20 protein-coding genes and 1 pseudogene are annotated in these 17,299 nt (G+C 69.8%); 7 read left to right on the top strand and 14 right to left on the bottom strand.

Annotation, left to right across the window (positions count from 1 at the left end):
- Positions 1-10: 10 nt before the first annotated feature.
- From ACFUTX_RS11155 to ACFUTX_RS11125, 7 genes are read right to left on the bottom strand one after another with little or no spacing between them, the layout of a single operon-like run.
- Positions 11-1,663: a CDP-alcohol phosphatidyltransferase gene (locus tag ACFUTX_RS11155; protein ID WP_378864185.1), complete on the bottom strand. Its 1,653-nt coding sequence runs from the start codon at positions 1,661-1,663 to the stop codon at positions 11-13.
- A complete protein-coding gene (locus tag ACFUTX_RS11150; RefSeq protein ID WP_378864182.1) occupies positions 1,647-2,405 on the bottom strand; it encodes a RibD family protein in 759 nt (252 codons plus the stop codon). Before ACFUTX_RS11150 ends, ACFUTX_RS11155 begins: the two co-directional genes overlap by 17 nt.
- The gene (locus ACFUTX_RS11145) at positions 2,402-3,412 is read right to left on the bottom strand and encodes a YbhN family protein (RefSeq protein WP_378864660.1); all 1,011 of its coding nucleotides are present in this window, start codon (positions 3,410-3,412) and stop codon (positions 2,402-2,404) included. The genes ACFUTX_RS11150 and ACFUTX_RS11145 overlap by 4 nt, the downstream gene beginning before the upstream one ends.
- On the bottom strand, positions 3,409-4,206 hold the full coding sequence (locus ACFUTX_RS11140; RefSeq protein WP_378864179.1) for an SAM-dependent methyltransferase: 798 nt from the start codon (positions 4,204-4,206) through the stop codon (positions 3,409-3,411). Before ACFUTX_RS11140 ends, ACFUTX_RS11145 begins: the two co-directional genes overlap by 4 nt.
- Positions 4,203-5,228 (bottom strand): glycosyltransferase family 4 protein, encoded by a 1,026-nt coding sequence (locus tag ACFUTX_RS11135; protein ID WP_378864176.1) that lies wholly within the window; start codon positions 5,226-5,228, stop codon positions 4,203-4,205. The genes ACFUTX_RS11140 and ACFUTX_RS11135 overlap by 4 nt, the downstream gene beginning before the upstream one ends.
- The gene (locus ACFUTX_RS11130) at positions 5,225-5,620 is read right to left on the bottom strand and encodes a 6-pyruvoyl tetrahydropterin synthase family protein (RefSeq protein WP_378864174.1); all 396 of its coding nucleotides are present in this window, start codon (positions 5,618-5,620) and stop codon (positions 5,225-5,227) included. Before ACFUTX_RS11130 ends, ACFUTX_RS11135 begins: the two co-directional genes overlap by 4 nt.
- A complete protein-coding gene (locus ACFUTX_RS11125) occupies positions 5,617-6,597 on the bottom strand; it encodes a zinc-binding alcohol dehydrogenase (RefSeq protein WP_378864171.1) in 981 nt (326 codons plus the stop codon). The genes ACFUTX_RS11130 and ACFUTX_RS11125 overlap by 4 nt, the downstream gene beginning before the upstream one ends.
- Before the next feature lie 104 nt (positions 6,598-6,701).
- Here ACFUTX_RS11125 and ACFUTX_RS11120 point away from each other — a divergent pair, with 104 nt between their 5' ends.
- Entirely contained in the window at positions 6,702-7,433 is a 732-nt protein-coding gene (locus ACFUTX_RS11120; RefSeq protein ID WP_378864168.1) for a CDP-alcohol phosphatidyltransferase family protein, read from the top strand.
- A 1-nt stretch (position 7,434) separates the two neighbouring features.
- On the top strand, positions 7,435-7,830 hold the full coding sequence (locus tag ACFUTX_RS11115; RefSeq protein WP_378864166.1) for a hypothetical protein: 396 nt from the start codon (positions 7,435-7,437) through the stop codon (positions 7,828-7,830).
- Positions 7,831-7,939: 109 nt separating this feature from the next.
- On the opposite strand, the gene ACFUTX_RS11110 is transcribed toward ACFUTX_RS11115, so the two are convergent.
- Together ACFUTX_RS11110 and ACFUTX_RS11105 are read right to left on the bottom strand one after the other, a co-directional pair.
- On the bottom strand, positions 7,940-8,482 hold the full coding sequence (locus ACFUTX_RS11110; protein WP_378864163.1) for a DUF6461 domain-containing protein: 543 nt from the start codon (positions 8,480-8,482) through the stop codon (positions 7,940-7,942).
- Between the two features lie 89 nt (positions 8,483-8,571).
- Positions 8,572-9,051, bottom strand: a complete 480-nt coding sequence (locus tag ACFUTX_RS11105) for a hypothetical protein (protein WP_378864160.1) — start codon at positions 9,049-9,051, stop codon at positions 8,572-8,574.
- A 215-nt stretch (positions 9,052-9,266) separates the two neighbouring features.
- Here ACFUTX_RS11105 and ACFUTX_RS11100 point away from each other — a divergent pair, with 215 nt between their 5' ends.
- Positions 9,267-9,623 carry a hypothetical protein gene (locus ACFUTX_RS11100; RefSeq protein ID WP_378864157.1) on the top strand — a complete coding sequence of 119 codons (357 nt, stop codon included), beginning with the start codon at positions 9,267-9,269 and terminating at the stop codon, positions 9,621-9,623.
- Between the two features lie 83 nt (positions 9,624-9,706).
- Here ACFUTX_RS11100 and ACFUTX_RS11095 read toward each other — a convergent pair whose 3' ends face one another.
- From ACFUTX_RS11095 to ACFUTX_RS11080, 4 genes and pseudogenes are all read right to left on the bottom strand, one after another.
- A complete protein-coding gene (locus ACFUTX_RS11095) occupies positions 9,707-10,576 on the bottom strand; it encodes an endonuclease/exonuclease/phosphatase family protein (protein WP_378864155.1) in 870 nt (289 codons plus the stop codon).
- Between the two features lie 291 nt (positions 10,577-10,867).
- Positions 10,868-11,098, bottom strand: a pseudogene (locus ACFUTX_RS11090) (Txe/YoeB family addiction module toxin); the annotation flags it as partial.
- 24 nt (positions 11,099-11,122) lie between these two features.
- Positions 11,123-11,374, bottom strand: coding sequence for a type II toxin-antitoxin system Phd/YefM family antitoxin (locus ACFUTX_RS11085; protein ID WP_378864152.1), 252 nt, complete (start codon positions 11,372-11,374; stop codon positions 11,123-11,125).
- A gap of 185 nt (positions 11,375-11,559) precedes the next feature.
- Positions 11,560-12,618: an aldo/keto reductase gene (locus ACFUTX_RS11080; RefSeq protein WP_378864149.1), complete on the bottom strand. Its 1,059-nt coding sequence runs from the start codon at positions 12,616-12,618 to the stop codon at positions 11,560-11,562.
- Positions 12,619-12,834: 216 nt separating this feature from the next.
- Here ACFUTX_RS11080 and ACFUTX_RS11075 point away from each other — a divergent pair, with 216 nt between their 5' ends.
- Complete coding sequence (locus tag ACFUTX_RS11075) at positions 12,835-13,305, top strand: helix-turn-helix domain-containing protein (RefSeq protein ID WP_378864146.1); 471 nt, start codon at positions 12,835-12,837, stop codon at positions 13,303-13,305.
- Positions 13,306-13,496: 191 nt separating this feature from the next.
- Complete coding sequence (locus tag ACFUTX_RS11070) at positions 13,497-13,712, top strand: hypothetical protein (protein ID WP_378864143.1); 216 nt, start codon at positions 13,497-13,499, stop codon at positions 13,710-13,712.
- Positions 13,713-13,740: 28 nt separating this feature from the next.
- Here ACFUTX_RS11070 and ACFUTX_RS11065 read toward each other — a convergent pair whose 3' ends face one another.
- Complete coding sequence (locus ACFUTX_RS11065) at positions 13,741-14,811, bottom strand: LacI family DNA-binding transcriptional regulator (RefSeq protein ID WP_378864140.1); 1,071 nt, start codon at positions 14,809-14,811, stop codon at positions 13,741-13,743.
- 100 nt (positions 14,812-14,911) lie between these two features.
- On the opposite strand from ACFUTX_RS11065, the gene ACFUTX_RS11060 reads away from it, so the two are divergent.
- Both ACFUTX_RS11060 and ACFUTX_RS11055 read left to right on the top strand, forming a co-directional pair.
- A complete protein-coding gene (locus ACFUTX_RS11060; protein ID WP_378864137.1) occupies positions 14,912-15,847 on the top strand; it encodes a dihydrodipicolinate synthase family protein in 936 nt (311 codons plus the stop codon).
- Positions 15,848-15,966: 119 nt separating this feature from the next.
- Positions 15,967-17,289, top strand: coding sequence for an Nramp family divalent metal transporter (locus ACFUTX_RS11055; protein WP_378864134.1), 1,323 nt, complete (start codon positions 15,967-15,969; stop codon positions 17,287-17,289).
- Positions 17,290-17,299 lie beyond the last annotated feature (10 nt).

Below are 17,299 nucleotides of genomic sequence, written 5' to 3'. Positions count from 1 at the left end.
CTTCCTCGCCTCAGTCGCTGAAGGCGGCGACGAAACGGTCGCGGAACGCGTCCATCCGCCAGACCGGAGCGGACGGTGACGGCCGGACCCCGGCATTCCACCCCCACGCGTCGATGCGGTCGAGCACCGCCCGGTCGCGCGCGATGATCGTGATCGGCACCTCGGGGCCGGCGTCGGGACCGCTGACGATCCGAGACGGCTGGTGGTCGCCGACGAGCACGAGCACGAGGTCGGGGCCGCCGAGGGTCTCGAGGTACGAGAACGTCGCCTCGAGCGAGTACGCGATCGACCGGGCGTAGGCCCCTCGCACGCGGTCGGCATCGGCCCAGACCTCGCCGGCGGGATCGCTCTCGGCGGGCTGGGAGGCGAACACCGCCCCGTCGCCGAGCTGCGACCACGGCACCATCCGCGGCGACGGCGTCCAGGGTGTGTGCGACGACACGAGGTCGACCTCGACCATCACCGGACCCGGCTCCGGCTCCGGCGCGGCCGAGTCGTCGAGCAGGCGATCGTGCACCACCCGCCAGGTGAACTGGTCGGGCATCGCGGCGTACCCGAACGAGGGTCCGCGATACCCCATGCTGCGGGAGTCGAGCACGGTGTCGAACCCGTAGAAGGCCGTCCCCTCGTCCCAGTCGCGCGTGTTCGACGGCACGACGGCGGCCGTGCGCCAGCCGGCCGCGCCGAACAGCGAGCTGAGGCTTGCGCGTTCGCCGGCCAGCAGCCGCCCGTACTTGCGGGGCGAGTCGACCCACACCCCGGTCTGCAGCGTCGAGTGCGCGAGCCAGCTGACACCCCCGAACGTCGGCGAGGACAAGAAGGCGCTGCGCGCCGAGTAGCCCGCGCGTTCGAGCGAGGCCGCCCCGTCGTCGAGGGTCTTCGTGATCGGGTCGGCGACGCCGGCGGGTTCGACCGCCACGCGACCGTAGCTCTCGACGAACGCGATGACGACGTCCTTCCCTTGCAGCGCAGCGAGCAGGCCCGCGCGGTCAACGTCCGCGAGGGGGTCGTGGGTCAGCGCCGACTCGAACGCCTCGAGCTCGTGCGCACTGGAGATCGCGCGCTCCGACGCGGCGACGAGCACAGCGCCGGTTCCGGATGCCGCGACCGGCGCTCCCGGTTCGACCTCCGCGTGCGCGGCTGCGGCGACGATCCACACCGCGGTGAGCGCCGAGACCAGCGCGCGGCCCCGGGCGCCCTGCGCTCGCGTCGCCCGCCCGACACGGAGCGCCGCCCGGGCCAGCCCGTACGCCCCGGCTCCGCACACCGCGACGGCGAGCGCGGCGACCATCGCGGCGGCGGGGCCGCCTACGGCGTCGGCGACCACCCCCAGCCCGTCCGCGATGGCGCCCACGTCTTCCGCGGGGTTGAAGGCGCGGTCCACCGTCGCCAGGAAGGCGACGTCGAGCGCCGCGAGGACGATCGCAGCGACCACCAGGCCGCCGAAGACCGCGGCGGCAATGCCCCGCAGCCAGCGCTGCTCGACGACCAGCAGCACGAGCACGATGACGAGGGACTCCGCCGCGAGGCCGATGAGACCCGCCGCGGTGTGCGCGGCCAGTGCAGAGGGCACGAGCGGGGCCAGCGCGACGGCGGCCACCGCGAGCGCGGTCGCTGCCGCAGGACCTCCGCGCGGTGCGGCTCGATCAGCTCTCGTGGCCATGGTGGCGGGCCAGGGCGGGGATCGGCGGCTCGACCTCGCGCGCGTCGAGCATCCCCTCCGCCTCGAACCGGTCCGACAGCGCGTATCGCAGCAGGACCACGTCGCCGATCTGACGGGTCTCGGCCAGCCGCGCGCGCCGCTCGGCCGTCCACGGGAACGATCCGGGGGCGACGAATCTCGGCGCCCGCGGCTCGCCCACGAAGAACGGGGCGACCACGAGCTGCAGCTCGTCGGCGACACCCTCCACGAGGAACTGGGTGTGGATGCGCCCGCCGCCCTCCACGACGAGTCGCCGCACACCGCGCGCGCCGAGGTCGTCGACGAGCGCGCGCATGGTGACCTCGTCGCCGAGGCCGACCACGGTCGCGACAGCGCCGAGGTCGCTCGCAATGCGGTCCGCCTCCGGCCCGGGACAGTAGACGATCTTGTCGACGTCGCCGGCGCGGAAGAACGACGACTCCGGCGACAGCTTCCCGCTCGCGGTCACCGTGACCTTCAGCGGCGATGCCTGCCGTCCGGCGCCGAGGCGGAGCATCCGTCGATCTTCGCTCCGGACCAGCAGCCGCGGATCGTCGCGGCGCACCGTCGAGGCACCGACCATGATCGCGTCGCACTGCGCGCGCAGGCGATCCACCCGGTCGAAGTCCTCGGCGTTCGACAGGGCCAGCCGCTGCGGAGCCTCGGTGTCGAGGTAGCCGTCGAGCGACATGGCGCAGCTGAGGGTCACATACGGTCGGGTCACGACACCCTCCCGGGTTCAGCGGCGGTCGGGGAAGGGCGGCGCCGGGCGGACGCAGCGACGACGACGGCGCCGGGAAGGAGTGCGATCATCGACAGGATGCCGTAGGCGGTCGCGGCGGCGATCCCCGCGGCGGCGCCCAGGCCCACGACACCGAACGCCCAGGCGGCGGCTCCCTCGCGCGGCCCCCACCCCGCCGCGCTCAGCGGGATCGACGAGGCGAGCATCGCCACCAGCGCGGCGAAGGCGACCGTCTCGAACGGCGCGGTCACACCGACCGCCAGGCAGGCGACCACGAATGTCGTGACGTGCGCGCCCATCACGAGCACCGACGCCGCCACCACGGGGACCACCGCGCCGGGCGTGCCGAGGGCATCGCGGACGAGACGCAGTTCGCGCGCGATCGTGGCGCGAGCCCGTCTGCTCACCGTCGCTATCGCCGCCACCGCGGTGGCGCCGGCCATCGCGACGAGCACGATGCCCATAGCGGGAGCGTAGGCCGAAGCTCCGAGCGCCACCAGCACCCCCAGTGTCACCGTGAGCTGCACCACCTGTCCGGCCGCGCGCTCCCCCGCGACCGCGCGGCCCGCCTGCGCCAGCTGCTCCACCGACCGGCCGTGGGCGACCGCGCGGTGCACGTCGCCGACCACTCCCCCGGGCAGCACCGTGTTGAGGAACTGCGAGCGATAGTAGGCGGCCACCGCCTCGCCCCACCCGAGCCGCAGACCGAGTCGCCGCGCGATCACGCGCCATCGCCAGGAGGCGGCGACGGTGGCGAGCGCGGTGAGCGCCGCGGCAGCGAGGATCGCCTCGGGCGAGATCGAGCGCAGACCGCGGAGGAACGGCTCGGCGCCGGCGACCGCGATCACTCCCGCGAGAACGGCCCCGCCGGCCGCGAACCGGATCCACCGGACCGCCCGCGGGCCGAGCCGTTGGCGGCGGACAGCGGCAGGCGCCCCCGGGGACCCGGCGCGCTCGGCCCCAGGGGCGGTCAGGTCGGCCGCCGTCATGTCGGCCACGCCAGGATGTCGCGGTGACCGACCTCGACGCGAAGGACGCCGCGGGCGAGCTGCGCCGCGCGCCGGCGCGAGAACTGTTCGGCCCGGGCCCGCAGCGCCGGTGTCTCCTCGACGGCTGCGCCGAGCCATCCGTCCATCCACTCGACGACGAGCGCACCGTCGGCGGACCCGAGCCGCCAGGGCGACTCGTCTTCGGCCACCGACCAGCCCGCCTCGCGGAACATCGCGACCGCGAGCGGGAGCGCGTCGGGGCCCAGCAGCCGGCGGCCGTCGACCTCGCGGCGCTGATGATCGTTGAACGCCCGCTCGAACACGCGATCATCCTCGTCCACGGGATCGAAGCCGACGCGTCCGTCCACCGAGAGCGCGAGCAGCGCGGGCGTGCGCGCGGTGACGCAGGCCCTTACGATCGCCTCGACCTCGGCCGCCGTGAGCACGTCGAGCAGCGCCGAGGTGACCACCAGCGCACCTGGTGCGAGGTCGTCCACACCGAGATCGCCGAGGGCGCCCACCCGGGACGACACCGTCGCTCCGGGCGGCGCCGTGCGTGCGGCGCGCTCGAGGAGCGCGGCGTTCCAGTCGTGCAGCACCCAGGTCTGGGGCGTCGGCAGGAGGGGGGCGAGCCAGCGCATCATCGACCCCGTGCCGCTGCCGAGGTCGTGCACCGTCACCGGCGAACCGATGAGACCCGCCGCACGATCGGCGAGCGCCCGGGAGCGCGCCGCGGCGTCGGCGGGCTCGCGCAGCGTGAGCCAATCGGCCGACACGGGGATGACGGCGCTCACGGCAGCTCCCGCAGGGCTCGGTCGATCGTCTCCGCCGTGTCGCTCCAGCGTGGTCGCGAGGGAGCCGCCTCACGGGCGGCACGGGTCATCGCCTCGCGCAGGCCGCCGTCGGTGAGCCATTCCCGCAGCGCTTCCTCCAGCGCGGCCGGATCACCCGCCGGCACGAGGATCCCCGCCTCGGCGGGGCGCACCGCCTCGGTGAGCCCGCCCACACGTGACGCGAGGACCGGGATGCCGCGGCGCAGCGCGTCGCCCACCGCGATGCCGTAGCTCTCGGTGCGGGACGGCGCGATGACGAGGTCGGTGCGGTCGTACACGGCGGCGAGCGCCGCCGGGTCGAGCACCCCGGTCCACGCGATCCGGTCGCCCACCCCGGACTCCTGCGCCCGGCTCGCGATCCTGGCCACGAACACCGGCTCGGTCTCGGCCGAGCCCGCGAACGTGCACGACCAGCCCGGATCCGCGGCCAGCCCGGCGAGCGCCTCGACCAGCGTGTCGTGCCCCTTGTGCTCCGAGACTGCTCCGACGCACAGGAAGGCGCCGCCTGTTCCGGATCCGCGGGCGACGGATGCCTCGTCCGCTCCGGGTTCGGCGACGACCACCCGCTCGGCCCGGGTCACGCCCCGCTGCACCAGGTCGTCGCGCAGCCACCCGCTCGGCACGATGACCCGCTCGAAGGCCCGCAGCGCGTACGACTCGGCGTCGATCTCGACCTCCGACGCGCGCGGGAAGGCGCCCACCGACATGTGCGCCAGTCCCACGATGCGCAGCCGCCCGGCCTCCGCCACGGCCGCCGTCGGCGAGGCGATCGCGAGCAGTCCGTCGAGCAGCACGAGCCCGCCGTCCGGAACGTGCGCGAGCGCGTCGGCTTCGGCATCCGGAGCCACCGCCAGCGTTCTCACGTCCCAGCCCCGCGCCGCCAGCCCGTCGCGCACACGGCGGTCGTAGACGTTGCCGCCGCTGACCCGCGCCGGATCGTCGATGCCCTCCGGCACCACGAGCCAGAGCGGGCCGCGACTCACAGCTCGACCTCGTACGACGCCCACGCCACGTGCGATTCGTGCAGGGTGACCTCGATCGCCGACAGGTCGGCTGCGCCGAGCCCTCCGCTGCGCACCGTGTCGGCGAGGCGCTCCGCGACCCAGCCGCACAGCCGTTCGGTGGTGGTGTTGACGCCCGCGAACGCCGGCTCGTCGTCGAGATTGCGGTACGACAGCGACGAAAGGATGCTGCGCAGCGCGTGGGCCGCCCGTCCGATGTCGACCACGACACCGTCGTGGCTCAGCGCGCCCGCACGGAATGTCGCGTCGACCACGTAGGTCGCGCCGTGGAGGCGCTGGGCGGGACCAAACGCCTCGCCGCGGAGGCTGTGGGCGGTCATCATGTGGTCGCGGACGGTCAGCGAGTACGTCATCCGTGGTCCCTCCAGTCGATGGTGTGACAGAGTCCGGGGAGTTCGCCCGTCGCGACGGCCGCCATCGTGGCGGGCAGGTCGCGCCACGACGACTCCCCCGTCAGCAGCGCGTCGAACGCGTCGTCGCGCAGCAGTCCCAGCGCGAGCGCGAGGCGGTCCCGCGTGGTGCGGGACGCTCGACGGCGCGGCGCGACGACGCCGACCTGGCTCGAGCGGATGGTGAGGCGGCGCGAGTGGAACGCCCCGCCGAGCAGGAGCGGAACCGGCCGGTCGCCGAACCAGCTGGCCTCGACGATCTCGCCCTCGACCGCGGCGGTGTCCACGGCGAGCTGCAGGCCCTCGGCGGACGCGCTCGTGTCGATGACCAGGTCGCGATCGACCGGCGCCTCCTCAGGCGCGGCGAACGCGACCCCGAGCCGTTCGCACACCGCGGCCTTGCCGGGATCGACGTCGACGACCACGACATCGGCGCCCGGGATGCCGCGGGCCAGCCGGGCCACCGCGCAGCCGATCATGCCCGCCCCGACGACGGTGATCCGGTCGCCGACGAGGGGTGCGGCATCCCACAGCACGTTCACCGCCGTCTCGACCGCCCCCGCCAGCACCGCGCGCCGCGGAGGCACGTCGCCGGGCACCACCGCCACCGCCTCGGCGGGCACGACGAACGCCGACTGGTGCGGGTAGAGCGTGAACACCGTGGAGCCCACCACGTCGTCGGCGCCTTCCTCGACCGTGCCCACGTTGAGGTAGCCGTACTTCACCGGGGCGGGGAAGTCGCCCTCCTGGAACGGCGCGCGCATCCGCTGCCACTCGCTCTCGGGAACGCGGCCACTGAACACGAGCGTCTCCGTGCCGCGGCTGATGCCCGTCCACAGGGTGCGCACGCTCACCTCGCCGGGGCCCGAAGGCGGCAGCGGTGTGCTGCGCAGCGACCCGCGTAGGGGCGCCTCCACCCAGAACGCCGTCGCCTCCCTCACCCGATCGCCCCTCCACGCCGAACCGGAACCGGTGCCCAGTGAACCGAAAGCGGCCCCCGACCCGTTTCTCGGGTGGTACCTATGAGAGAGAAACGGAGCACGCTATGCCGAAGGTTCATCTCGCTCCGCTCTCGTCGCTGCTCGCGGGGGTGGCCGGACTGATCGCCGTCGATCGAGTCTCGCCGCTCTCGGCAGCCGGGTGGGCGGCCGGTGTGGTCTACCTTGTCGTGTCGAACGCCCTCGTCGCCAGGGGGTTGCGGCGGGACGACATGAGCAGGTTCGGATGGGCAAACGCGACGACCGCGACCCGCTCGACGCTCGTCGGGCTGGTGACCGCGGTGGTGGCGACATCCTTCACCGCGTCCGTGTCGGTGCCGCTGCTCGTCACGGTCACGAGCATCGCCCTCGCCCTCGACGCCGTGGACGGCTGGATCGCGCGCCGCACCCGCACCGAGACCGCGTTCGGCGCGCGGTTCGACATGGAGGTCGACGCGTTCCTGCTGCTGGTGCTCAGCGCGGCGGTGGCCCCGGTGCTGGGCTGGTGGGTGCTCACCATCGGGCTGCTCCGTTACGCCTTCGTCGCCGCCGGATGGGCACTGCCGTGGATGCGGGCGACGCTTCCGCCGCGCCACTGGCGCAAGGTGGTGACGGCGGTCGCGGGCATCGCGCTCACGCTCGCGGTGTCGACGCTCCTACCTCTGCCCGCCGAGTTCGTCGTGGTGCTGATCGCGCTCGCCCTGCTCGTGGAGTCCTTCGCCCGCGACATCCTGTGGCTCGTCCGCCACGAACGGATTCCCCGCGCCCACGCCGAAGCGGGCCTCGCAAGGAGTGAATGACATGACCGATCGACCCTCGCGCGCCCTGTGGATCATGCGGATCCTCAGCGCCCTGTTCCTGCTCGCGGCCGGCGGCATCCACCTGTACCTCGTCTTCAACGGCGTGGGCGGGATGCTCGGCGTGCTGTTCACACTCAACTTCGTCGCTGGCCTCGTATTAGCGGTCGCCGTGGTGGCGCTGCGGGGACGGCTACTGCAGATCGCGACCGTGCTCGGCCTGCTGTTCCTGGTCGCGACGCTCGGCGCGCTCCTGCTGGCGCTGACGGTGGGGTTGTTCGGCATCCGATCGACCTGGGACTTCACGCTGGTGCCCGAGACGGTCGCGATCGAGACCGTCGGCGTGGTCGTGCTCGCCGTCACGACGGCGATGGTGCTCCGGATGCCGCGCTCGGCGTGACCCGTCTTTTGTCCTGCGTTGAGGCAACCGACGCTCACAATGGGATGGCCCACTGAGCTGAGCGGTCAGGGACCGGCTTGCGAACCCTGCGCGGATTCTCGATCCACGCTCAGTAACGCAGGAGCCAGTGCCGAGCGGGCGGTGACTCAAACCAGCCTGGGTCGAACGGTTCGCTGAGGCCGGTGTAGCTGGCGATCAGAATGAGCGACGACGAGATGTGTCGACCCATGCGCCAGTCCAGGGCTGCCTCTGCGGGCAGGGGATCGCCTTCGCCTTCGTCCGTCTCGCTGCGGAACAGCGGGTCAAACTCTCGTACGATCCGTCCTTCATCGCCCAAGAGGAGCCGCGAAACCGCATTCACGTTGACGAACACCGAACCGGCGGGGCCAGGCTCACAGAGCCGGAGGAACTGCTCTTCGCTGGCCCCGAGAAACCCATTGTCTTCCCAGACGATCACGTGCCGGTCAGTCTGAATCGTGATCGTGTGGCTGACCAGACCATCAGCTGGCCACGCAGCCTCCTGTGCAGCTTCGGAGGTCGCCACCTCCTGCGCGCCCGGCTGAGGAGCGTGAATAGCTGCATCCGCTGAAGGCATGGCAGTGACGGTGATGCACGCCACGAGTCCGTCGTCAGCCCACGGGTACTGAATCATCGACTCGCTGCCTCCAGGTGCTCATCAGAAGAGTGCGGCATAGTTCGGCCACGACGCCATGCTCTCATCGGCTGCGTCAACTGGCACGTTCACCGACCGTGGCGGGCGCGATCGACGCGCTCCACTGCCACCCGCCAGTCGGCAATAGACGGTTTCGGCGCCCAGGCATCCTCAATCGATGTCACGTTCCGAAATCGCTGCACCTCTTCGCCCGGATACTTCGACACGCGGACCGATCGCAGCGTGCCCGAGCCCTCGAGTGGTGACAGCGATCTGTCCTCCGGCACGACTCCGAACAACTCAAGGTGTTTGAGTGCCGGCATGTGCGCCAGCGGGCGGAGCGAGCGGATTGAAGTCACCCTGCCGTATGAGTCCCACGAAGGCAGGGTTGCGAGGCGCAGTGTCCTCAAGGCACTGAGAGCGTCCAGAGGTGCAAGATCCGAGACCTTGGGGAGGTGAGTGACGCTGAGGTATTCGAGCTGGGTGAGGCCCTGCACCGGAGTCAGATCCTCTTCCGGATAGCTCGCGATGACCAGTGTCCGGACGGACTTGAAGCGTTCCAGTGCCACCTGAGCGACCGATAGGAGCAGCGCCAGATCCTCAGAGCGACGACTTCGCTGTCCAAGTCATCGATCGGGAATGAGCGCGCCGTATCTCTCATCAGGTCGCGAATCACGCGAATCACACTAGGACACTGGGCGATACCACGAGCTCACCGCCTGAACGGAAAAGGACCCGCTTCCGGACGTATCTTGATTGTCGTTATCGGCGTACTGTCGGCCTCATGGTCGAGCGAATCGCAGACGTGGTCGTGGTGCCCGACGTCGTCGGGTTGCCCTTCCACGTTGGTCGTGACATCGCCGCCGACGCGGGCGTGACCCTCGCAAACCCGGACCCGGATGGCCCACCCATCGGCGCACTCGCGTGGCCCGGGCTGTACTACATCACCTCACAGAGCCCCGGGGCCGGGGCGAAAGCGTACCGCTGGGATTCCGTCGCGGTGGAGATCATCGCGCATGGCGAGGCCGACTCCAGCGCCGCCTGGATCCAGCCTGAACAACCTCCGGCGGATGCCGCTCACGCCGTCCCTGAGCCTGAATACTTTGTGCACCTCAGCGGCGACAACGACTCACGCGGCTAAGCGGCCGAAGCAACAGATCCCGCGAGCAGTACTGATCCTCGCGCGGCCAGCCACCCCACGCGTCCGCGCTCGACTGGCCCCGCTCAGTCGTCGCGGTTGTCTGCGCAGAGACTCCATTGCGCGACGACGGCTCGGTGATCGCTGCCTTCGATGTAGGCGCTGTCCCAGTCCGTGGGCGTAGCACCCCGGGCGAAGATGTGATCGATCGTCGTGAAGGCGGGGACGGGCTTCTCTTCGGGCCAGGTCGGCCAGGGAATGGGACCTGCCGCTTCAGCGCCGGTCCGTAGGTCGGACGCCAGCCGACGCAGCACCGGGTGAGCAAACGAGGCATTGAAGTCACCCGCGACGATGAGCCTGCCGTCGGGAGTCTCCTGTACCCAGGTTGCGATGTCGTCGAGGCCGTTGAGCCAACCATTGGGCTGCCAGGTCGGCGGAGGCGGGTGGACGGCGGCCAGCCGCACTCCCCCGGCGCCAGGTATCGTCGCGACGGCGCTTACCTGGTCGAACTCGCTCCCTAGAATGTCCTCCTCCAGCGACAGCGGATAGGCGGATAAGATCACGCTCCCGCTTGCCGGTCGCGGATCAACCTCGCGAGTGCGGTACGGAAGGATGTCGGCGAGCTCGTGGTCGGTGAGGATCACGTCGATGAGCTCCTCGTCGGTCTCGAGCAGGACGACGGCATCCGCACCGGTGGTGCGGATGAGTGCGGAGAGTTCAGCAGGATCGGCGCCAGCGAACTTCGCATTGAACGCCATGACGGTCAGCTGTCCGCTCATCTTGCACGCCTCCACGGCGCGTACCGGGGTGAGCGTGGGTACTCCACTGATCACGGCGCCGATGAGGAGGACAATTGCTGCCGCCCAGATTCGGAAGACCCCCGCGATGAGAGCGAGCGCGACGAGACCCATCGCACCGACCGGCACGAGCGCCTGCGCCACCGGAACAGCGGCCACCCCGCGAATCTCAAGGAAGGGGAGTACCGCGGCGCACAGGGAGATCGCCACGGCAACAGCAGTCCAGATCACCACCTGTCGCCGTGTCCTTCGACGGGGCACCCGGCGCGGACTGGAGCTGCTCATCGCCATCATCCTGTCACTCGCCCGCCGCGAGCCAGGGCGTACGACGCGCCCGAAGCGCAGTGCTTCCCTTGCTCGGTTTCTCGGTGACAGGCGTGTTCACCGCCTTCACGTGCTTCGCAGAGGGACCGGGCAGCGCGCGACGACCCGTCGCCAAGCGGGGTCACGTCAGTAGTGGTCCCGTGCTTGCAGGATGACGATCTGTTCGTCGGTGACGTAGTAGACGAGTCGGTTCTTCTCGTCAATGCGCCGAGACCAGGCGCCGGATAGCACGTGCCGGAGAGGCTCCGGGTTGCCGATGCCCTCGAACGGATCGCGAAGAATGTCTGCAATCAGGAGGATGATTCGCTTCAGGGTCTTGCGGTCCTGGGTCTGCCAGTACACATAGTCCTCCCACCCGTTCGGGTCGAAGCCAAGCGCGGGTCACGCGTCGAGCAGATCGTGCTGCTCGAACTCTCCCCGACGGGCGCGCTCGACGGCTTCGAGCAGCCGCTGGGCATTCGCAGGGTTGCGCAGGAGATAGGCAGTCTCAGTCGGTGCGTCGAAGTCATCCTTGGACATGATCACGGCGTTGCCGCGGCGGGAGACCACCTCGACAGTGGTGTGGTCATCGTTGACCTGCTGAATGAGCCCGAACAGGCGCTTTCGGGCTTCGGATGCGGTGATGGCTGACATGCTGACTCCCCGGTTGGGTAGTACGTAAACGGTACCGCTCAGAGCGCGGGCAAGGACCGGGCGACGGGCGCTCCGCGGGTGGCTATCCGGCGAGGATCGTCTCGCGAAGTTCGGCAGTTCGCCGGGATTCTCCCGGAGGATGCGCCTGACCCGCGGCTAGGCGCCCGTGGCTGACTCGCAGGCGCTCAACGGCCTCCTTGTATCTCGCGATGCCGCTGTGCGACGCCGGGCGCGCCATACGGGTAGTCGTCTGCTTGCGGAGCGCTGACCAGCGACAGCCTCTCGAGGTCGGCCGGCTCAAGGACCAACTCCACGGCCCCCATGTTGTCGCGAAGCTGCTCGACCGATCGTGCGCCGAGGATCACCGACGTGACCGCGGGCTGCGCTCCGAGCCAAGCGAGCGCGACCTGCGACGGCGAAACGTCATGGGCCTTCGCGACATCGGTGAGAGTGTCGATGATGTGCCAGGTGCGGTCGTCCGCGTTTCGCTGCTCCCATGCCTCCATGCCGCGCTGAGGATTCTCGCCCAGCCGCGTGCTACCCGTGGGCGGCACGTCGCGACGGTACTTGCCGCTGAGCCAGCCCCCACCGAGCGGTGACCAGGGCAGCAGTCCGACGCCCGCGTCGAGTGCCGCGGGCACGATCTCGTGCTCGATGCCACGCACAAGGAGGTTGTACTGCGGCTGCAGAGTCACCGGTGGACTCCAGCCGTGCCGCTCGGCGAGCATTGCCGCCTTCGCAAGCTGCCAGCCGAGGAAGTTGGAGAAGCCGTAGTACCCGATCTTGCCTTGACGGATCGCATCGTCGAGGAATCGCAGCGTCTCGTCCAGCGGCGTGATCGGGTCCCATGCGTGCAGCTGATAAAGATCGATGTGCTCGACACCGAGACGTCGAAGCGAGTCATCCAGCGCGATACGCAGATGACGTCGAGACGTTCCCAGACCGTTCGGCCCCGCGCCCATCGGAAACCGGCCCTTCGTGGCCAGCACGATCCCGGCCGCGTCCGTCGGGTGCGTCGCGAGCCACCGACCGATGATCTCCTCGCTGGCGCCGGCGCTGTAGACGTCTGCGGTGTCGATGAAGTTTCCCCCGCCGGCGACGTAAGCGTCGATGATCTCGTGCGACGTCGCTTCATCCGCCTCGGCGCCGAACGTCATCGTCCCCAACGCTTGCTCGAAGACGACCACACCGCTGCGACCCAGCGTTCGGTAGGGGCCGGCGGGTGAATCCTGCTGTGCACTCATGAGAATAGAGTCCCTGATCTATCGTGGGCGTGGCCTAAGTAGTCCGTGGAGTCCCGAATGCGGGACGGGGCAAGGGCTGTCTGCTCCGCCATGCGATGCTCCCATGCCCCGCGCGATCAGGGTATGGAGTTGACAGCAACGAGTGTCATCGACTCGTCGAGCGATCTCTGCCAACGGGCTCGAGCGGAGATAGGCTATATCACGGAGGTATATCTCGTGGCTCACCAATTCGACACAGACCGCGCTGGCGAGCTCGTTGCTGCCGCGCGTGCTGACCGCCGGATGTCCCAGACGGAGCTCGCGCGCGCCGCTGGCATGAGCCAGCCGAATGTCGCGGCAATCGAGGCCGGGCGCCGAACCGTGAGCGCTGAGGTGCTCGAACGTCTGCTTCGGGCAGCGGACTACCGACCCAGCATTCCTCTCGAAGAGTCTGCGGACGCCATCATCGCCGCAGGCGAGAGGCATGGCATACATGACATCCGGGTCTTCGGCTCAATCGCGCGGGGCGCAGACCATTTCTCGTCAGACATCGATCTCTTGGCGCGCGTAGATCGAGGTCGCGGATACTTCGACATCGCGATGTTTCAGAACGCTGTCGAGTCGCTTACTGGGTTCCCCGTTGATCTCATCGTCGACGATTCGTCTCGGCCGGCATTCCTGGACCACGCTCAGGTGGTGTCCCTTTGAGTGATCAAGGCGCCAGGCGCAAGAGTCGATTCACCCGCGTACCTCGCGCTGCCGCTGATGGCGGCGCCGAAGAAATCTCGCGCGTCAAGTTCAACGACAGTTTGGACGCGATACAGACCTTTCTCGACCATGCGGTAGAAGGTGGCCGAGCGGCGTTCGGTCGCAACTCTCCCGCCTACGCTTCGGGATCGATGGCGATCATCCGCACAGCCGCTCTGTTCGAGGCTGACGAGTTCCAGCAGCTTCGCGGTGACGTGCCGGAGGAAGTCGTGCGCGGGATCGTCACGACCCGCGACATCGTGTCGCATTCGGGCTATCGATCCATGAACGATGAGTTGTTCTGGGACACGCTCACGATTCATCTGCCGCCTTACCTCGACGCGTGGCGTTCGGCGGCTCGCGGCTGACCGTCCCGCCGGCGGACGGCGGGCCCGGCTAAGCGCCCGCCGCGGAGGCCTCCCTGCGGGCGGTCGAGGCCCGCGGGATCAGGGTGGGCAGGGCGCGGCGGATCGGATCGGCCGAGCGGGGCGCGAACAGCAGGTCAAGCGCGGTCGTGGCGATCTGGTCGAACGGCGTGGCGACCGAGGTGAGCGGCGGCGACAGCCGCGAGGCCAGCGGGATGTCGTTGTAGCCGACGATCGAGAAGTCGAGACCGGGTCGGATGCCGAGCCGGCGTCCGGCGCCGATGACGCCGATCGCGAGGTTGTCGTTCGCCGCGAAGATCGCGGTCGGACGGTCGTCTGCGCCGAGGAGCGCGAGGCCCGCCGCGTTGCCGTCATCGACGCCGTAACCGGTCGAGATGACCCGGTCGGGTCGCAGGTCGACGCCCGCTTCCGCCATCGCACGCTCGGCGCCGCGCAGCCGATCCTGACCGCTCGAGGTGAACGACGGGCCGGTGACCACGCCGATGTCGCGATGGCCCAGATCGAGGAGATGCCGCACGGCGAGGTATCCGCCGGTCTCGTCATCGCCCAGAGCGGACGCGCTCACACCGTCGGTGCGCAGCACGAGGACGTGCGGCACGCCTCGCTCGCGCAGCGACGCGGGGAGCGAGTCGTCGAGGCGGGCGGTCGCCAGGATCACGCCGTCGACGCCCCGGTCGAGCAGGGTCTCGGTCGCGCGGCGCTCCTCTTCGGCGTCGTCCCCGCACGTCGCGACGACGGCGAAGTACCCCTGCCGGCGAGCGGCGCGCTCGATCGCCTCGAACATGAGGGCCATCACGGCGTCGGTGAGCCGCGGCACCAGGACGCCGATCGTGGCCGTGGCGCCGCGGCGGAGGTTCGACGCGAAGACGTTGCGGCGATACCCCAGCTGCTCGGCGACCGATCGCACCCTCTCCGCGGTGGCCGACTTCGACGGCGCCGCGCGGTCGTCGAGGATGCGGCTGACCGTCGAGACGCTCACTCCCGCAGCCTCCGCGACTTCCCGCAGGGTGACCACGGATCGACGTTCCGCCTGTGCTCCGGACTCCATCGGCGCTGCACGCTCCTTTTCGACTCTTGACATCCTCTCGTGCTTTCCGCATACTTGCAATCGTTCTTGCAAACGTTCCCGGGAACGATCCCGAGTATCGACCGCCTCAATGAGGAGACAAGGAGAAGAAGAAATGGTTCTCGACCTTCGCGGACTGAACCCCGCCCCCGTCACCCCCTTCACCGAGGACGGCGCCGTCGACTACGCCGCCATCCAGCGACTCGGCTCGTGGCTCGGATCGATCGAGGGCGTCAAGAGCCTCGTCGTCCTCGGCCACGCGGGCGAAGGCACCTTCCTGACCGAAGCCGAGCAGCTGGACGTGATCCGCGCCTTCCGGGACTCGGTCGAGGACCGGCTGCCGATCATCGCCGGCATCACCAAGGAGGGAAACCTCACCGCCGCGCTCGAGGCGAAGGATGCCGCGGCGGCGGGCGCGAAGGGTGCGCTCGTCTACCCGTCGCACGGCTGGCTCCGCTTCGGGTTCCAGCCCGGCGCCCCGCAGACCCGCTACCGCGCGATCTGGGAGGAGTCGGGTCTCGAAGAGATCCTGTTCCAGTACCCCGACAACACGAAGGCGTCGTACGACCTCGACACCCAGCTCGAGATCGCCGGGCAGGAGGGCGTGAACCACACCAAGAACGGCGTGCGCAACATGCGCCGCTGGTACACCGAGATCCCGGCTCTGCGCGCCGCGTACCCCGACCTGCAGGTGCTCTCCTGCCACGACGAGTACCTGCTGCCCACGATGTTCGACGTCGACGGTCTGCTCGTGGGCTACGGCAACATCGCGCCCGAGCTGCTCGTCGACCTCATCGAGGCCGGCAAGGCGAAGGACTACGCCGCCGCCCACGCCATCCACGAGCGCCTGCTCCCCGTGACGAAGGCGGTCTACCACCGCGGATCGCACATGGAGGGCACCGTGGCGCTCAAGTGGGGACTCGTGAACCGCGGCATCCTCGACCACGCCACCGTCCGCGAGCCGCTCCTGCCGCTGCCCGCCGGCGCCGACGCCGAGATCGCCGCCGCCTTCGCCTCCGCGGAGCTCGGCAGCGTCGCGGTCCCCGCCTGATCGCGCCCGGGGCGGTGGCCGCACAACCCGGCCGCCGCCCCGGCACTCCCCCGCAGCACGCGGGGTCATCCGTCAACGACGACGTCCGGCATCCGGCCGCTCCAACGAAGGAGACAGCAATGACCAGCAATCGCACCTCAGCCACGCGCCCGCCCGCCACCCCCGGCACTGGACACGGACGCATCTCGACCGAGACAGTGAGAACCATCGTCGAGACCAAGAACACACGCCGCAGCTTCTGGAAGCAGCTCGCGCTCATCGGCCCTGCTTTCGTCGCGGGCGCCTGGCAGTTCGGTCCGGGCAACCTGACCACGGCCATGAACGCGGGGGCCCTGTACGGCTACGCGCTCATCTGGGTCATCATCGTCTCGACGGTGCTGATGATCTTCCTCACCGACATGAGCGTGCGGCTCGGCATCCGCACCCCCGTGTCGCTGATCAGCTCCATCAAGCAGACCCTCGGCGGCTGGGTCGGCGTCGTCGCGGGGATCGGCGTCTTCCTGATCACGCTGTGCTTCTCGGTCGGCAACGCCGTCGGGTCGGGCGTCGGGCTCGCGATGCTCATCCCCGGCACCTCCCCGGTGATGTGGACCGTGATCTGCACCGTGGCGGTGGGAGCGATCCTCCTGTTCAAGGGCATCTACGGGATCGTCGAGAAGATCCTCATCGTGATCGTGGCCCTCATGGCGTTCTGCTTCATCGTCTCGGCGTTCGCCGCGAACCCCGACTGGGCGGCGGCCGGTGCCGGGCTCATCCCGGTCGTCCCGGACGGTGCCTGGTTGCTGATCATCGGGCTCGTGGGGACCAACTTCTCCATCAACGCCGCGTTCTACACCTCGTACGGCACGAAGGCACGCAAGCGGACCGAGGACGAGTACCGCGACATCACCGTCGTCGACACCGTCCCCGGCATCATCGCGCCCGGGATCATGACCGCGCTCGTGATCGTCGTCGCGGCGGCGGTGCTGAACGCGACCGGCACCGACGCGCCGGGAGCCTTCGGCGGCCTCGCGGCGATCTTCGAACCGATCGCCGGGCCGGTCGGCGCCTGGATCTTCGCGCTCGGCTTCTTCGGGGCGGCGTTCTCGTCGATGATCCCCAACTGCATCGCCGGCGGCACGATGCTGTCGGATGCCGTGGGCCGCGGCGCCTCGGCGGACACCCTCACCGCCCGCCTCGGCACCGCCTTCATCCTCGGCTTCGGCATCGTGATCACCATGATCTTCTCCGGCTCGTCGCCGGTTCAGCTGATCATCATCGCGCAGGCTCTGACGGTGCTGTTCGCGCCGATCCTCGCCGTCCTCATCATCGTGATGGCGAACAACCGCACGCTGATGGGCCCGCTGCGCAACAAGTGGTGGCAGAACGTCCTCGGCGTCATCGGTCTGCTGTCGGTGCTCGCCCTCTCGGTGCGGCTCATCATCAGCCTCGTCGGCGGGTGACGCGCACGGA

Source organism: Microbacterium sp. NPDC057407 (assembly GCF_042803895.1).
Taxonomy (GTDB): domain Bacteria; phylum Actinomycetota; class Actinomycetes; order Actinomycetales; family Microbacteriaceae; genus Microbacterium.
Note: the sequence above shows the minus strand (reverse complement) of the source record. Positions and strands in the feature narration are given on the sequence as shown.

Bases quoted from the DNA above. Each gene is read 5' to 3' on its own strand.
- ACFUTX_RS11155 (WP_378864185.1), bottom strand. From the start codon at position 1,663: ATGGCCACGAGAGCTGATCGAGCCGCACCGCGCGGAGGTCCTGCGGCA.
- ACFUTX_RS11145 (WP_378864660.1), bottom strand. From the start codon at position 3,412: ATGACGGCGGCCGACCTGACCGCCCCTGGGGCCGAGCGCGCCGGGTCC.
- ACFUTX_RS11130 (WP_378864174.1), bottom strand. From the start codon at position 5,620: ATGACGTACTCGCTGACCGTCCGCGACCACATGATGACCGCCCACAGC.
- ACFUTX_RS11120 (WP_378864168.1), top strand. From the start codon at position 6,702: ATGCCGAAGGTTCATCTCGCTCCGCTCTCGTCGCTGCTCGCGGGGGTG.
- ACFUTX_RS11115 (WP_378864166.1), top strand. From the start codon at position 7,435: ATGACCGATCGACCCTCGCGCGCCCTGTGGATCATGCGGATCCTCAGC.
- ACFUTX_RS11110 (WP_378864163.1), bottom strand. From the start codon at position 8,482: ATGATTCAGTACCCGTGGGCTGACGACGGACTCGTGGCGTGCATCACC.
- ACFUTX_RS11100 (WP_378864157.1), top strand. From the start codon at position 9,267: ATGGTCGAGCGAATCGCAGACGTGGTCGTGGTGCCCGACGTCGTCGGG.
- ACFUTX_RS11085 (WP_378864152.1), bottom strand. From the start codon at position 11,374: ATGTCAGCCATCACCGCATCCGAAGCCCGAAAGCGCCTGTTCGGGCTC.
- ACFUTX_RS11080 (WP_378864149.1), bottom strand. From the start codon at position 12,618: ATGAGTGCACAGCAGGATTCACCCGCCGGCCCCTACCGAACGCTGGGT.
- ACFUTX_RS11070 (WP_378864143.1), top strand. From the start codon at position 13,497: ATGGCGATCATCCGCACAGCCGCTCTGTTCGAGGCTGACGAGTTCCAG.
- ACFUTX_RS11065 (WP_378864140.1), bottom strand. From the start codon at position 14,811: ATGTCAAGAGTCGAAAAGGAGCGTGCAGCGCCGATGGAGTCCGGAGCA.
- ACFUTX_RS11060 (WP_378864137.1), top strand. From the start codon at position 14,912: ATGGTTCTCGACCTTCGCGGACTGAACCCCGCCCCCGTCACCCCCTTC.
- ACFUTX_RS11055 (WP_378864134.1), top strand. From the start codon at position 15,967: ATGACCAGCAATCGCACCTCAGCCACGCGCCCGCCCGCCACCCCCGGC.